General features: G+C 49.9%; 15 protein-coding genes and 1 pseudogene. 2 read left to right on the top strand and 14 right to left on the bottom strand.

Annotated features, from left to right (window positions below; all coding sequences use genetic code 11):
* Nucleotides 1-14 precede the first annotated feature (14 nt).
* On the top strand, nt 15-257 hold the full coding sequence (gene yedF / locus NST20_RS06835) for a sulfurtransferase-like selenium metabolism protein YedF (protein ID WP_017553233.1): 243 nt from the start codon (nt 15-17) through the stop codon (nt 255-257).
* 247 nt (nt 258-504) lie between these two features.
* On the opposite strand, the gene hisIE is transcribed toward yedF, so the two are convergent.
* The 10 genes from hisIE to NST20_RS06785 all read right to left on the bottom strand — a co-directional run bounded on the left by hisIE (nt 505) and on the right by NST20_RS06785 (nt 8,341).
* Nucleotides 505-1,170 carry a bifunctional phosphoribosyl-AMP cyclohydrolase/phosphoribosyl-ATP diphosphatase HisIE gene (hisIE, locus tag NST20_RS06830; protein ID WP_017553234.1) on the bottom strand — a complete coding sequence of 222 codons (666 nt, stop codon included), beginning with the start codon at nt 1,168-1,170 and terminating at the stop codon, nt 505-507.
* The gene (gene hisF / locus NST20_RS06825) at nt 1,160-1,921 is read right to left on the bottom strand and encodes an imidazole glycerol phosphate synthase subunit HisF (protein WP_017553235.1); all 762 of its coding nucleotides are present in this window, start codon (nt 1,919-1,921) and stop codon (nt 1,160-1,162) included. The genes hisIE and hisF overlap by 11 nt, the downstream gene beginning before the upstream one ends.
* Nucleotides 1,918-2,622: a 1-(5-phosphoribosyl)-5-[(5-phosphoribosylamino)methylideneamino]imidazole-4-carboxamide isomerase gene (gene hisA / locus NST20_RS06820; RefSeq protein WP_342400307.1), complete on the bottom strand. Its 705-nt coding sequence runs from the start codon at nt 2,620-2,622 to the stop codon at nt 1,918-1,920. Before hisA ends, hisF begins: the two co-directional genes overlap by 4 nt.
* Complete coding sequence (gene hisH / locus NST20_RS06815; protein WP_061575376.1) at nt 2,619-3,230, bottom strand: imidazole glycerol phosphate synthase subunit HisH; 612 nt, start codon at nt 3,228-3,230, stop codon at nt 2,619-2,621. Before hisH ends, hisA begins: the two co-directional genes overlap by 4 nt.
* A complete protein-coding gene (hisB, locus tag NST20_RS06810; protein ID WP_026104772.1) occupies nt 3,227-3,814 on the bottom strand; it encodes an imidazoleglycerol-phosphate dehydratase HisB in 588 nt (195 codons plus the stop codon). The genes hisH and hisB overlap by 4 nt, the downstream gene beginning before the upstream one ends.
* A 5-nt stretch (nt 3,815-3,819) precedes the next feature.
* On the bottom strand, nt 3,820-5,103 hold the full coding sequence (hisD, locus tag NST20_RS06805; protein ID WP_017553238.1) for a histidinol dehydrogenase: 1,284 nt from the start codon (nt 5,101-5,103) through the stop codon (nt 3,820-3,822).
* The gene (gene hisG / locus NST20_RS06800) at nt 5,100-5,720 is read right to left on the bottom strand and encodes an ATP phosphoribosyltransferase (protein ID WP_019721182.1); all 621 of its coding nucleotides are present in this window, start codon (nt 5,718-5,720) and stop codon (nt 5,100-5,102) included. Before hisG ends, hisD begins: the two co-directional genes overlap by 4 nt.
* Nucleotides 5,717-6,841, bottom strand: a complete 1,125-nt coding sequence (locus NST20_RS06795; RefSeq protein WP_017553240.1) for an ATP phosphoribosyltransferase regulatory subunit — start codon at nt 6,839-6,841, stop codon at nt 5,717-5,719. Before NST20_RS06795 ends, hisG begins: the two co-directional genes overlap by 4 nt.
* Nucleotides 6,842-6,936: 95 nt before the next feature.
* Nucleotides 6,937-7,284, bottom strand: coding sequence for a CHY zinc finger protein (locus NST20_RS06790; RefSeq protein ID WP_019721180.1), 348 nt, complete (start codon nt 7,282-7,284; stop codon nt 6,937-6,939).
* A 109-nt stretch (nt 7,285-7,393) separates the two neighbouring features.
* The gene (locus NST20_RS06785; RefSeq protein WP_342400306.1) at nt 7,394-8,341 is read right to left on the bottom strand and encodes a magnesium transporter CorA family protein; all 948 of its coding nucleotides are present in this window, start codon (nt 8,339-8,341) and stop codon (nt 7,394-7,396) included.
* A gap of 215 nt (nt 8,342-8,556) precedes the next feature.
* Here NST20_RS06785 and NST20_RS06780 point away from each other — a divergent pair, with 215 nt between their 5' ends.
* A complete protein-coding gene (locus NST20_RS06780) occupies nt 8,557-9,918 on the top strand; it encodes an amino acid permease (protein WP_328005099.1) in 1,362 nt (453 codons plus the stop codon).
* Here the strand turns inward: NST20_RS06780 and NST20_RS06775 are convergent, their stop codons facing one another.
* The 4 genes and pseudogenes from NST20_RS06775 to NST20_RS06760 form a co-directional block, all read right to left on the bottom strand.
* Nucleotides 9,919-12,084, bottom strand: a complete 2,166-nt coding sequence (locus tag NST20_RS06775; RefSeq protein ID WP_118497846.1) for a DNA topoisomerase III — start codon at nt 12,082-12,084, stop codon at nt 9,919-9,921.
* Between the two features lie 208 nt (nt 12,085-12,292).
* A complete protein-coding gene (locus NST20_RS06770) occupies nt 12,293-13,087 on the bottom strand; it encodes a 3D domain-containing protein (RefSeq protein ID WP_013859244.1) in 795 nt (264 codons plus the stop codon).
* A gap of 213 nt (nt 13,088-13,300) precedes the next feature.
* Nucleotides 13,301-13,609, bottom strand: a pseudogene (locus tag NST20_RS06765) ((2Fe-2S)-binding protein); the annotation flags it as partial.
* A 153-nt stretch (nt 13,610-13,762) separates the two neighbouring features.
* Entirely contained in the window at nt 13,763-14,320 is a 558-nt protein-coding gene (locus NST20_RS06760; RefSeq protein WP_342400305.1) for an FAD-binding oxidoreductase, read from the bottom strand.
* Nucleotides 14,321-14,324: the final 4 nt, after the last annotated feature.

Here is a 14,324-nt window from a genome sequence, read left to right as displayed (position 1 = left end):
AGGAGGCGGAAATAATGGCGGAAAATTTTACTGTGGATGCAACATTGGATGTCCGCGGCGAATCATGCCCGTATCCGGAGCTTTACACGCTTGAGGCAATCGAAAAATTAGAAGGCGGGGAAATATTGGAAGTGATCGCCGACTGCCCGCAATCTTTTATCAACGTGCCGGCGTCGTGCAAACGGCACGGGCATGAAGTGCTCTCGAAAGTGAAGGACGGAACGACGCTATATTATTATATCCGGGTTTGTAAATGATTCCGCTGTGCCGGGCATTTACATGATGGAAAAGGGGCTGTCCAAAAAGTCATTCTTTATGGCCTTTTGGATGCCCTTTTTTACATGATTCCCACAAAAAATTGCCCTTTCCAGTAAATGTAAGTGGCCAAGGCAACACTACAGAAAGGGCGATTTTTTTATGCGCAATCAAATCATTACGCTACTGCAAATGATCCCATGTAAATGTCACTTTTTCCAGAGGAACAAGAAAGAAAACTCCTTTCCATTACCATTTCTCGATTTTTTTCCGGTCGCCTTTGCTGTTGCCTTTTTTGGCGGAACGGGCCCGCAGTTCGGCTTCCACTTCCGATAGTTTTACATTCTGGTTGGACAGCAGGACAAAGGTATGAAACAACAAATCCGCCGTTTCGTAAATGAGTTCTGATTTGCTGTTGTTTTTGGCGGCGATGACGACCTCGCCCGCTTCTTCAATAAATTTTTTCGCGATTTTATCGATGCCCTTCTCAAACAGATAATTGGTATAGGAATTTTCAACCGGCTTTATTTTCCGGCTCTCCACCTCGTCTTCCAGCACGTCAAAGATGCGCCGGTTGGAGGGGATCTCCGATTCCGCCGCTTCCCCGTTTTCATCGAGCCTTGTATAAAAGCATGTCCTTTCCCCCGTGTGGCAGGCAGGGCCCTCCGGATCAACACGGATTAAAAGCGTGTCGGCATCACAATCCGCCTGGAGCGATTTTACTTTTTGCGTGTTTCCGCTCGTTTCGCCTTTATGCCAAAGGCTGCCGCGGGACCGGGAATAAAACCAGGTTTCTTTCGTTTCAAGTGTTTTTTCGTACGCTTCTTCATTCATATAAGCCAGCATGAGCACATCCCCGGTCGCATCATCGACCACAATTGCCGGAATCAGCCCTTTCGAAAAATCAAGCTTCACGGATGTTCACCCCTTCTTTGCTGCAAATGTCCTTTACTTCCCGGATGGTAAACGTGCCGTCGTGAAAAATGGAGGCGGCAAGGGCAGCAGAAGCCCCCGTTTCTTTAAACACTTCGGCAAAATGCTCCGGTTTGCCGCAGCCGCCCGAGGCGATCACGGGAATTTTTACGGCGCCGGCAACCGCTTTTGTCAGCGGCAGGTCAAAGCCGTCTTTTACCCCGTCGGTATCAACGCTCGTCAATAAAATTTCCCCGGCGCCGAGCCGTTCTGCTTCCTTCGCCCATTCAATCGCATCGATTCCGGTATCGATGCGGCCGCCGTTCACGACACAAGTCCATTTCCCTTCCGCGGCTTTTTTTGCATCAATCGCCACAACGACGCACTGCGCGCCGAAACGGACGGACGCCTTTCGGACCAGTTCCGGGTTTTTGAACGCAGCCGAGTTCACCGACACTTTATCGGCGCCGGCCTTTAACAGGCGGGTCACGTCAAAAATCGTCCGTACGCCGCCGCCGACCGTAAACGGGATAAACACATTTTCAGCTGTCCTTTCAACCATATTGACGACCGTATCGCGCTGTTCGTGGGTTGCGGTAATGTCAAGAAAAACCAGTTCATCAGCGCCGCTTTCCGAATAAAATTTTGCCAGCTCAACGGGATCGCCGACATTGCGGAGCCCGGTAAAATTTGTCCCTTTTACGACCTGCCCGTCTTTCACATCGAGGCACGGAATAATCCGTTTTGCGATCATCCTGCCGCCCCCTTGAGCCGGATTTTGCCTTCATAAACCGCTTTGCCGACAATCCCTTCCCTGATGCCGATTGCATCCAGGTTTTTCACGTCTTCTTCGCTTGTGATGCCGCCGGAAGCAATAATGTCACAGCTGACCGCTTCAATGAGCACTTTTAACGCATCAAGGTTCGGGCCTTTCATGGTGCCATCCCTCGATATATCGGTAAAGACGATGCGCCGCACGCCCAAGCTTTCTATTTCTTTTGCAAAACCGATGTAATCCATTTCGGTAACTGCAAGCCAGCCGTGTGCCGCGACTTTCCCATTTCTTGCGTCAATGCCGGCGACGATTTTCTCCGGGTATGCGGCGACCGCCGCTTTAAAAAAATCCCGGTCTTCGATGGCGGCCGTCCCGATCACAATCCGGGAAACGCCCATTTCCGCATATTTGCGGACGGTGTCCAAATTGCGGATGCCGCCGCCTACTTCAACCGGAACGGCGGCATGCCTGCACAAAGAGGCAATCAGTTCAAACTGTGCGGGCCGGCCGGCCTTTGCGCCGTCCAAATCGACAATATGGACCATTTCCGCCCCCATTTCAATAAAGCGTTCCAGCTGTGCCACCGGGTCAGGCGCCACTTCTGTCGTTCGGTTAAAATCCCCCTGGTAAAGCCTTACACATTTTCCGCCAATTAAATCGATGGCCGGGATGATTCTCATGCCTGTACCTCCAAACTGCTTTCCTGCAAAAATGTTTTTAACAGTGCCATGCCGGTTTTGCCGCTTTTTTCGGGATGAAACTGCATTCCGTACACATGCCCGTTTTTGACAATGGCCGGAATTTCCGCCCCGTAATCGGTTGAAGCCACAATATAAGACGCCTTTGTTTTCGCCTGGTAGGAGTGGACGAAATACACATGCTGATGCTGAAACGGCGCAAAAGCCGGAAAACCCGGTTTCACATCGAGCGTATTCCAGCCGATATGCGGTAAAATTTCATTTGCCGGAATCCGTTCCACCGTCCCCGGGATCAAGCCGAGCCCTTCGGAAACGCCATTTTCAAATCCCGTTTCAAATAACAGCTGCATCCCGAGGCAAATGCCGAGAAACGGCTTTTTCTTCCCAAGCTCCGTCAAAACCGGCCGCAGCCCGCGCTTTTCAATCTCGTCCACTGCTGCTTTAAATGCGCCGACGCCGGGCAGGATGATGTGGGTGGCGGCGCCGAGTTTTTCCGGGTCGTCCGTTACGGCAACCTTAAGCCCAAGCGTGCGGAAAGCGTTCGAGGCGCTTGCAATATTGCCCATGCCGTAGTCGACAATTGCGATCATTCTATCAGCCCCTTTGTCGAGTTGACACCTTTGATTTCCGGGTCAACTTCCACTGCCTGGTGAAACGCCCGCCCCAACGCCTTAAACAGCGACTCGATTTTGTGATGGGTGTTGGCGCCGTACAGTACCCTGGCATGGAGGGTAACCGCCGCCTGGAATGCAAACGCCTGGAAAAATTCGCGCACAAGCTCTGTGTCAAAATTGCCGAGCTTCGGGTTTTCAAATTCCGCTTCAAAATGCAGGAAAGGGCGGCCGCTGATGTCGAGGGCGACAAAGCCGAGCGCTTCATCCATCGGGACATAGGCGGAGCCGTAACGGGTGATGCCTTTTTTATCGCCGAGCGCTTCACGCACCAGCTGGCCGAGCACAATCCCGGTGTCTTCGACGGTGTGGTGGCTGTCAATGTACAAATCGCCGCTCGCTTTTACAACAAGCCCGATGCGCCCGTGCCGCGCAAACAGTTCGAGCATGTGGTCAAAAAATCCGACGCCCGTACTCACTTCAACTTCCGCCGGATCGTCCAGATTGACAGCAATTTCAATCAATGTTTCATTTGTTTTTCTGCTTTTTGCCGCTTTCCGCAACGCACTCACCCTTTCACCCGTTTTTGGACCGCCCGCGCATGCCCTTCGAGCCGCTCTTGTGCAGCAATCGCCATCACATCCGGCGCCGCTTGCTGTAAAGCTTTTTCACCATAATACAAATAGGTGATTTTTTTATAAAAATCATCAACAGACAAACCGGAAGAAAACCGCGCCGTTCCCGATGTTGGCAGGACGTGGTTCGGGCCGCCGTAATAATCGCCGATGGCTTCCGGCGTGTTTTCGCCGAGAAAAACGGAGCCGGCATTTTTCACTTTCGACAGCTGCAAGAGCGGGTTTTCCACCTGGATTTCCAAGTGTTCCGGGGCAAGCCGGTTTGAAAGCGCAAAAGCTTCGTCTATCGATGCAACAAGCACGGCTGCGCTTTGCATCTTGATGGACACTTCCGCGATGCCGCGACGCGGAAGGACAACAAGCTGTTTTTCAAGTTCCGCTTTTGTTTCATTTATCAGTTTCTGCGACGTCGTGAGGAGAAACGTTCTTGCGCGTTCGTCGTGTTCGGCCTGGGCGATCAGATCGGCCGCTATATATGCCGGGTTGGCATTTTCATCGGCAATGATGGCGACTTCCGACGGGCCTGCGATCATATCGATGCCGGCCGTGCCGTATACAAGCGATTTGGCGGCGGCGACATATGCGTTCCCGGGGCCGACAATTTTATCGACTGCAGGAATCGTTTCCGTGCCGTATGCAAGCGCCCCGATCGCCTGGATGCCGCCAAGTTTGTAAATGGTGCCGACACCGGCAATATCGGCCGCTACGGATAAAACAGGGGCAATTTTCGTGCCGTTTCTGGCCGGTGTCGCCATGACCACTTCTTCTACGCCGGCAAGGACAGCGGGGATCGCGTTCATAAGGACGGATGACGGATAGCAGGCGGTCCCGCCCGGCACATAAATCCCGGCTTTTTCCACCGGCCGGAACAGCTGGCCTGAAATGATATTTTCATTCATTTCCATGATCCGGGAGTTTTGCAGCTGTTTCGCGTGGAAACGGCGGATATTTTCCGCTGCTTTTTGCAAGGCGGAAATCACATCCTGCGGAACTTCGCGCCATGCCTGTATGCGTTCTTCCGGAGAAACTTCCCACGGTTCCGGCACTTCCCCGTCAAATTGGGCGGCATATTTTTTCACGGCGGCATCCCCGTTTAAGCGGATGTCTTCCAGCACTTCCTTCGCGGTGCGGAGCACGTCTTCATCGTGCGTGCCGCTCTTGTTTTTCGATTGCAGAAACGTTTCGGCAAATGCTTTTTTTGTGTATTCCCGTATCATTTTGCGACCCCTTCTCCCTGTAGTTTTTCAATAAACGGCCGGATTGCCTGCTTTTTTATTTTTAACGTCGACCGGTTGGCGATCAGCCGCGCTGTGACCGGCCGGATCTCCTCTATGACGGCAAGCCCGTTTTCTTTCAATGTGTTACCCGTTTCCACGATGTCGACAATTGCATCAGCAAGGCCGACGATCGGCGCGAGTTCAACGGAGCCTTCGAGTTTCACGATGTCTACCGATTCCCCTTTTTCGCGGAAAAATTGCTCTGTTACATTCGGGTATTTGGTGGCGATCCGGCATTTCCGGTGATGGCGGACAGCCTCCGGTTTACCTGCAAGGGCAAACCGGCATTTTCCGAATGGAAGCGGCATTAAGTCGAAAACATCGGGATGCGTTTCCGCCAAAATGTCCTCGCCGACAATGCCAAGATCGCAAATGCCGTACTCTACATATGTTGCAACATCAAAGCCTTTTACGAAAATGCAGGTGAATGCATCCGTTTCAACGAGGAGCTTTCTCCCTTTTTCAACGAGCGGTTCAACATGAAAGCCGCGCGACTTTAAATATTGCAAAAATTGTTTTTCCACTCTCCCTTTTGTAAGGGCAATGCTGATCGTCAAATTTCTTCCGCCTCCCAATGGCCGCCCACGTTTTTAAACTTGAGGACCTTACTGAATTCGCCTTCTGCAGGCGGCCCGAAACGGATATCCACGATTTTCCCGCCGTATGCAGCCCGCAGCTTTTCTGCTTCCGCAAGCGTTTCTTCCCCGGCAATGATACAGATTTTTTCCGGCTTTTCTTCCTGAACCAGTTCCTCTGCCAGAATATCGGCGTCAAAAGCAATGCCGACAGCTGTTGTTTGGCGGTGGAACTGTTCGTACAGCATGTCGTACCGCCCGCCGGAAAAGCAGGAAGCGCCGGTTTGTTTTAAAAATCCCCGGAACAAAATGCCGGTATAATAGGGCAGATTTTTCACCCGGCCAAGGTCAATCATGATGTCTTCCATTCCGACAGCCATGCAAATTTTGCCAAGCTTTTCGATATGGGCAAGCATATTGAAAAGTGCCGGGTCCGTTTTCCATCTTTCCTGGAATGTCCGGATCATTTCGAACGGGCCGTACGCATCCACAAGCCCCGCCAGTTCCGCGGCCATCGCTGCATTGCCGCATAAACTTGCAATCTCGTATACTTCATCTTTCCGTTTATCGTGCATGGCCCCTCTTAACCGGTCAACCTGGCCTTCTTCCAGGTTGAGGCGTGCGACCAGTTCCTCAAAAATGCCGGCATGGCCGAGCTCCACCATCACCCCGGTAACGCCAAGCCTGTTAAAAAAGGCATGGGCAAAAAACAGGCATTCGCCTTCGCCTAAAAGTTCCGGCAGTCCCACCATTTCGATCCCGACCTGTCGGCTCTCAAGGCCGGGGGTATCCATCCTGAACACCGAACCCTGGTAAGCCCATTTACACGCCCGGAACGGTTTTTGCGAAAGCGCCCTTGCGATGGATGTTGTCCAGTCCGGGCGCAAAACTTCAATCTGGCCGCGGCCGTCAAACCATTTCAGCATATTTTGAAGCTTCATGCCGACCTTTTCATTTGTAAACGTATCCGCGTACTCAACAAGCGGTGTCGAGATTTCCATATAATTCCGCTCCTTTGCCGTGTGACGGAACATTTCAAACACGGTTGCGCGGTTTTTGACAATCGTGCCCATTTCATCCTGGCTGCCTTCCGGTAAAAACATCGGTTTCACATCCTGTACTTTCTCTTTATTATGTTATCACTCTAATACGCTAAAGGATTGGATTGCATTTAAGATACCATATTTCAGAAAAGCGGTCAAGGTGAAAATTTCTGGCGAGCCGGCTTGTCTTGGCCGATTTGGAAATAGAGCGGATAATGGGCGGCGCATCCGGGGTTAAAAGGCGCGCCGCAATGGGGGCAAGCGCTTGCCCCCATATATTCCCGGATGGCCATTTCATGCTTGCAGACGCCGCAAAGAACCGCTTTTGTATCCCATTCCCGTTTTTCCCACCGCTCGGCCGGGTGGGCTTCTTCTTCCTCATGGCATTTATAACACGGATAATACTTTCCGCAACATTTAAAGCGGATGGCTACGACATCCAACGGGGAAGCATAATGGATGCAGCGCGTCTCTTCATCTACAACCGGGCCGTACACTTTCATTGGAACCGCTCCTTTTGAAATCTTTTCTTTGTTTTTAACATACAGGAATTTGGCTTTCACATCAATGAAACGGGCGCAAAAAAGCTGGCGGTCCCGAGCCGGAAAAGGGCTATTTAAATAATGACTTTTTCTTATTCCCTTTTAAAATATCGCCTGTCCATCCTTTCCGGTACAAATAAATATAAAGCAGGATGGTATTCACGACAATCAGGCCGAGCGCTGCAATATAGCCGTAGCGCCAGGAGAGTTCCGGCATGTTTTTAAAGTTCATGCCCCATAAGGCGCTCCAGGCGGAAATCGGGGTAAACAGCGTCGTTAAAACGGTCAAAGTTTTCATAATCGAATTTCCCCTGTGGCCTGAGACGACTTCTTCCACTTTGAGCAGTGTATCGATTTCCTGCTGGTAATCCTGCAAAAGCGCAAGGCATCTTTCGATTTTCATCACCCTTTGCTGGACTTGCGGATATTCCAAAATATCAGTGCCAAATCCTTCCTGCATGCCGTATAAAATTTCTTTCACCGGGACCATCAAATTCCGGCAGACGAGCAGTTCGTGGCGGCGTTCGTATATTTTATCGAGCGTGTCAATATCGTTTCTTTTCTGGATCTCCCAGATCAGTTCGTTTAATTTGATTTCAAATTCGTCTATTTTATCAAGGTAATTGTTTACGATCGCGCCGATGATAATAAAAAATGCCTCAATGGCATTGCAGGAATAGGCCATCTGCCCGATCACTTTTTCGATTTCCGTATTTTTCAGCTTGGAAAAATCAAGATCTACCGTCAACAGTGTCTGTTCGGTAATGTAAAAGTGAAACATATCATGTTCCTCACGGTTGATCGTGTGCTGGTCAAAAATAAGCGAACCTTCGACAAACGGCCGGTCATTTTGGTCCGTATCAATCGTTAAAGTGTTTGTATCATCATTTTTTATATTTTCAATCCATGTTTTGCATTCCTCGTTTTCATCAATAATCCGTGCAATTTCTTTCTCGCCTACACTTTCCAGCTGATACCATTTCCAGTTGTTTTCCTTGTTTTTATACAGATGTAACAAACGTCTTCCCCCTTTCTCTTCCCTTCCTTATTCCCACTTGATTCCCACTTGCCTGCTAGACCAAACGTTTCTCTACTTTGCCGGCTTCTTTCCGGCCGCCCCGCCTTGCTCTGTATTCGGGCCTGTAGAAGACAGAGCAGAAAGAAACATCCGGGACTTGTACATAAACCGGCCTGCTTTATCAAACAGTATGTAAGGTAAAGGAGGGAACCGGGATGGGTAACCAGAAGCAACCATCTAAAGCGACAAAAAACGGCAGCCTGGCGTGGTGGCAGCTTTCGCTTGTCGGTGTCGGCTGTACGATCGGAACCGGATATTTTCTCGGATCAGGTATCGGGATCAAAACGACCGGCCCTTCCATCGTATTGTCATTCCTGATTGCAGCCGCCGGTACATACATTGTTTTCCGCGCGCTTGCGAAAATGACGGCACGCGACCCGCACGAAGGCTCGTTTTGCTATTATGCAAAAAAAGCTTACGGCAACTGGGCAGGTTTCAGTTGCGGCTGGAATTACTGGTGTTCGAATGTGCTCATTATGGGGAGCCAGCTGACTGCATTGTCTATTTTAACAAAATTCTGGTTTCATACGGTGCCGTTATGGATACTGGCCGCCATTTACGCAGCCCTTTCCATTGCCGTTGTCCTGCTTGGCACAAAAGGTTTTGATAAGGTGGAAAACATTCTCGCTGTCATCAAAACGGCCGCCATCATCATGTTTATTGTGCTTGCCTTTTGTGCCCTTTTTGGCTGGATTGACGGCGGCAAGGGAACGGGCGGGCGCCTCCCTGATGGTCTCCGCGGCTATTTTCCCCATGGCATTGCGGGATTTTGGGCTTCGCTCATTTATGCGTTTTATGCGTTTGGCGGCATTGAAGTGATCGGGTTGATGGCGATGCAATTGAAAAACAAAGAAGATGCCCCGAAAGCCGGATCAATTATGCTGGCCGTTTTAACGATGATGTACATCGTCTCGCTCGGTCTTGCCGTCACAATGGAACACTACACGGCTTTTAATGATAAAGAAAGCCCGTTTGTCAAAGCAATGGCGGACTATCATCTCGCTTTTTTCCCCCACGTCTTTAACGGCGCCATTATCATTGCCGGATTTTCGACGATGACGGCTGCGCTGTTCGGGGTCACCAATTTGCTCGTAACCTTGTCGAATGACGGGGATGCGCCAAAATGGTTCGGAAAAAAAATGAAAAAATGGAAAAGCCTCCCGCTTCCTTCGCTCGGGCTTGCGGCTTGCGGCCTCGTTCTTTCCATTATTACGGCCCTTTTGCTGCCGGGGAAAATTTATGAATACATTACAACAGCAGCCGGGATTTTGCTGCTGATGAACTGGCTGTTTATTATCCTTTCGGCTTTCCGCGTCTTAAAACTAAACGGAGGCGGAAAAATCACGGCCGCAGCCGGCATCTTTTTCCTGCTGCTTGCGATCAGCGGGACACTGGCGGAAACAGAAATCCGCCCCGGGTTTTATGCCAGTTTTATCGTCATGGTGATCATTATTGCCATTGCCGTTTTCGTGAGCCGGAAGAAAAAACAGGCTCCGCACAAACCGGCCCTTGAATAATCAGCGGCCGGTTTGTTGCTTTGCAAAAATAAACCGGAGTTTCCCGTCCTCCCATTTCAATTTTGCATCGAAGGTTTTGCCATTTTTCCGGAATCCCCTGATCATGCTTGTTTCTTCGCCGGCCAGCAGTTTCCTTGCATTGGCTAGGCTGATTTTTTTGCCAAGGATCGATTTTGACAGCGTAAAGGCGCAGCCCGATTTTCGGTAGGCGCTGCAGCCGTAAAAATTGCCTTTGTCAACAATGTCGCCGCCGCATGTCGGGCATTTGCCCGCTTTTTTCCCGATTGTATATTTTGATCCCGGCCTTTTGATGCCATCCGTTTTTAAGCCAGAAAAATCCCATTCGGCCGCTGCCTGAACAGCATCTTGCACAATTTTTTCGGACAGCTTTTTCGTCTGTTCCATAAAAGCGGCTGCTTCGGCCGCCCCTTTCCCGATTTCGCGGAGCCGTTTTTCCCATTTTGCGGTCATTTCCGGAGAGGCCAGAATTTTGCCGCCGATGGCACGGATGAGCACTTTCGCCTTATCGGTGGCATATACCTGGTTCTTTTTCACCTCAATATACTTCCGATCTTTTAAAATGGTAATGACGCCGGCCCTTGTTGCTTCCGTGCCGAGCCCTTCCACTTCCGCCATGACTTTTTCCAGTTCCCCGTCCTCAATATATTTTCCGGCCGTTTTCATCAGCGTGATGAGCTGGCCTTCCGTATACCGTTTCGGCGGCTGCGTTTTGCCTTCTTTTACGTTTGCATCTTTTACAATCCCTTTTTCCCCCTGCTTTACATCCGGCAAAACGTCGCCTTTTTCCTTCTCTTTTGAAAAAATGACTTTGCGCCAGCCTTCCGCTTCCATTTGCGTACCCTTGGAAAGAAAGACTGCACGGCTGTCCACGACCGTTTTCACCGTCGTGTAATGAAAAACGGCATTGCCGTAATGAGCGGCAATGAGGCGACGGACGATCATATCATAAATTTTTTTCTCGCCGTCCGGAAGACTGCCTGGCGCCGCCACCTGTTCGGTCGGGATAATCGCGTAGTGGTCGGAAACCTTTTTCTCATTCACATAACGCTTATTTTGAAGGATGGAGCGCTTTGGAAGCGGGAAATACGGAGCATATTCCGGGAAGGCAGATAATTTTTCCAAAATACCGGGAAAAGTTTCGGCTTCCCCTTTTGTCACATACTGGGAATCAGAACGGGGATAGGAAACGATCCCTTTTTGGTAGAGGGATTGGACAAGATCAAGCGTTTTCTTCGGCGGAAATTGAAAAGCCCGGTTCGCGGCTGCCTGCAAAGATGATAAGTTAAACAACAGCGGGGGCTGGAATTCCTTTTTTTCTTTTTTCAATGCTGCAACTTCTGCCGGTTTTTGCCGGCAAAATGCGGCAATCCGCGCTGCCATGGCCGGGTCATTCAAACGCGATTCGCCATCTTTCACCCATTTGCCTTCGTATTGTTTGTCATCAAATTGAAACATTGCGGTGACTTCCCAAAACGGTTCGGGTTTGAAATGTTCAATTTCCAGCTCCCTTTTTACAATTAAAGCGAGCGTAGGCGTCTGGACGCGGCCGACGGAAAAGACATCACGCATGCCTTTTTGCCTTAAAAGCAGGCTGTAGACACGGGAGGCATTCATGCCGACCAGCCAGTCTGCACAGGCGCGGGCATATGCTTCGTCATATAATGGGCGGGTGTCTTCATCATGTAATAAATGGCGGAACCCTTCCCGGATCGACTGAGGGGTTAAAGACGAGATCCACAAGCGCCGTAGCGGTTTTTTGGCGCCGCACAAATGAAGGATGTTGCGGATGATCAGTTCTCCTTCGCGGCCGGCATCGCCTGCATGGATAATATTGGTCACGCGTGCGTCTTTCACCAGTTTTTTGACGATTTGAAATTGCTTGTATTTCGGCTTTGTCACTTCATATTTGAATTTTTTCGGGAGAATCGGCAGCGTTTCCAGTTTCCACTGCTTCCAGGCGGGATTGTAATGTTCCGGCGGGACGAGCTGGGTTAAATGGCCGATCGCCCACGTGCAGAAAGCGCCTTCCGGGAAGATCTCATTCGGCCGGATTTCAATATACCCCTCCCGTTTCACATGCGGAAAAACCGAGCAAAGGGTGCGCCCCTGGTCAGGCTTTTCGGCGATGATCAATGGAAAAGACAAACGGATCACTCCTTTCTTTTTCTAGCTCTACTTTACAATGTTTTTCACACGCTGCCAAGAAAAAATAAACGCCCGGCCGGGTAAATCCTTTTCCTCTGGATTTACGCGGCCGGGCGGTGTTTCAAAATGCGGTACTTCCCCCATCGTTCACGTCACTTCCTGAATGTTTTCTGTTTTGCCGTACCGGGTGCAAGTAACGGATCCCCATCTAATCCAGTACGGTGATTTGGATCGTACGGCGCCCCCAGTTGGCGGCTTTTCCTGAATCCGGGACGAGGACATCGATACGGTTTCCTTTGATGGCTCCGCCCGTATCGCCTGCAACAGCGGTCCCGTAACCTTCGACATATACTTTTGAACCGAGCGGAATTACATTCGGATCGACGGCAATCACTTTTGCATTCGGATTATTTTTAACATTGATGCCTGTCGCTGTAACGCCGGAGCAGCCTGGATCATTGGCTGTATAAGCGGTCGCGGTGACGGTCATCGTTTTTCCCTGCGGTTTTGGAGCCGCCTCTTTGGAAGATTCCACGTGCACGGTCGGCTTTTTCACGTCCACTTTTGCATTTTCCGTGTTTGTTTGCGGCTGGACGGAAACTTCCGCTGCACGTTCTTTTACTGTCACTTTGCTGTTCGGATTGGAACGAATCACGATTTGATCATGCGGGAAAATGACATCCGATGACAGATCGTTCCATTCTTTTATTTGTTCAACCGGCACGCCGTATTTTTTCGAGATATCCGACAGCGTGTCACCGGCTTTAACGACATAAACGTTTTTCGGGGAAATGGTTAACTTTTGTGAAGGATAAATCATTTCGGTGGAAAGTTGGTTATTTTGTTTTAATGTTTTAACGGATGTATTGTATTTTTGAGAGATCCCCCAAAGTGTATCCCCCGGTTTTACGGTATAAGTATCCGGCGCTGCGGCTTGTGCATTGACAGCCATTACGCTTGTGATTGTCACCGCAGCTGCAAGTGCTGATACTGCTTTTTTCATAAATTGTAACCTCCTCTTTTTGCCGGCTTTTGTGCCAACACCGTAAATCCTAACACACGGATTTAACAGGCGGATAACGGCAAAATGTTGATTTGGTTACACAAAAACGCTTCTTTGTAATCCCGTGAAAAATTTGTAACATAGGCATAAAGTCACGAATTCGCGCATAGAAGCAGAAAAACACCGTCGAATTGCGGCGGTGTTTGCAGCACTTTAGTCCTGTTGATCGATTTTTTTCAGCGGTTCTTTCGCCGGCCCTTCTACCACTTCGCCTGTACAAGCAAACCGCGAACCGTGGCACGGGCAGTCCCATGTGCGGTCTCCCGAGTTCCATTTCACTTCACAGCCCATATGGGTACATGTCGTATCGACCAGATAGAGGTTCCCGTCCTAGTCTTTGTAGGCGCCTGCCCGCTTTCCGTTAATACGGACAACGGCCCCTTCGTCATTTTTTAACGCATCTAAAGATTGATCCCGCATGTCAAGTTTTCCTTTGACGAGCTGCCTGGCAACGTCGGTATTCGCAGGTGTGTACAGATGCAAATGTATTTGCACGTCATGGTATGCCCTTTTTCCGTTTTGATTTTTAATGGGCTGCCAAAATCGATATCTTTCGCAGTGGTTTGTTCAAAAATCGGGACATTTTTTGTCCATTAAATATTCAATCAGTGCTTTTCAGTACGAAAGCGGATGGAACTGTGCCTGCCCGGCCATTTTCACCGCTTTTTTCCCGGGAATCCCGTCCGGCAGCGAACCGATCCATTCTCCCGGGATGCCGAGGGTTTCATACGCCTGCATTTCTTTTTCCAGTTTTTCAATATATGCATCGGAATTGGTATAGAGAAAGGCATCCTGCCGCGAAAAATCACAGCAGATCCCGTGCTTCAGGATCGTTTGTTGAATGAACGATGCAGCTGTTTCGTTTGCTTTGTAATAAAGGGATGCTTTTTCTTTTCCTATATGCTGGATCAATTCATCATAAATGAGCCCGTGCTGTGCGGTGATTTTTGCCGTCGTATGCCCGCTTGTGCCATTTGCAATAGATCCGGCATCAAACAGGATCGTTTTATAGCCTTCGTTTGCCAGCAAATAAGCGGTTTCAATTCCGGCCATTCCGGCGCCCGCAACAGCCACATCGGCTTCTATATCCTGCGTTAACGGCGGAAATTGCGGCATCGTGGCCGTTTTGCGCCACAACGGTTCAGGAGATTGCGGCATTGAAGTTCCGTTCATGATT

It is taken from the genome of Weizmannia sp. FSL W8-0676, from assembly GCF_038593015.1.
Lineage (GTDB): Bacteria > Bacillota > Bacilli > Bacillales > Bacillaceae_C > Weizmannia > Weizmannia coagulans.
The sequence above is the reverse complement of the archived record's forward strand: the minus strand, read 5'-3'. Positions and strand labels throughout refer to the sequence as shown.

What these genes read in the sequence shown, in the direction of transcription:
- hisF (WP_017553235.1), bottom strand. Translation starts at nt 1,921, where the DNA reads ATGATCGCAAAACGGATTATTCCGTGCCTCGATGTGAAAGACGGGCAG.
- hisA (WP_342400307.1), bottom strand. Translation starts at nt 2,622, where the DNA reads ATGAGAATCATCCCGGCCATCGATTTAATTGGCGGAAAATGTGTAAGG.
- yedF (WP_017553233.1), top strand. Translation starts at nt 15, where the DNA reads ATGGCGGAAAATTTTACTGTGGATGCAACATTGGATGTCCGCGGCGAA.
- NST20_RS06795 (WP_017553240.1), bottom strand. Translation starts at nt 6,841, where the DNA reads ATGTTTTTACCGGAAGGCAGCCAGGATGAAATGGGCACGATTGTCAAA.
- NST20_RS06780 (WP_328005099.1), top strand. Translation starts at nt 8,557, where the DNA reads ATGGGTAACCAGAAGCAACCATCTAAAGCGACAAAAAACGGCAGCCTG.
- hisH (WP_061575376.1), bottom strand. Translation starts at nt 3,230, where the DNA reads ATGATCGCAATTGTCGACTACGGCATGGGCAATATTGCAAGCGCCTCG.
- NST20_RS06770 (WP_013859244.1), bottom strand. Translation starts at nt 13,087, where the DNA reads ATGAAAAAAGCAGTATCAGCACTTGCAGCTGCGGTGACAATCACAAGC.
- hisD (WP_017553238.1), bottom strand. Translation starts at nt 5,103, where the DNA reads ATGATACGGGAATACACAAAAAAAGCATTTGCCGAAACGTTTCTGCAA.
- NST20_RS06760 (WP_342400305.1), bottom strand. Translation starts at nt 14,320, where the DNA reads ATGAACGGAACTTCAATGCCGCAATCTCCTGAACCGTTGTGGCGCAAA.
- NST20_RS06790 (WP_019721180.1), bottom strand. Translation starts at nt 7,284, where the DNA reads ATGAAAGTGTACGGCCCGGTTGTAGATGAAGAGACGCGCTGCATCCAT.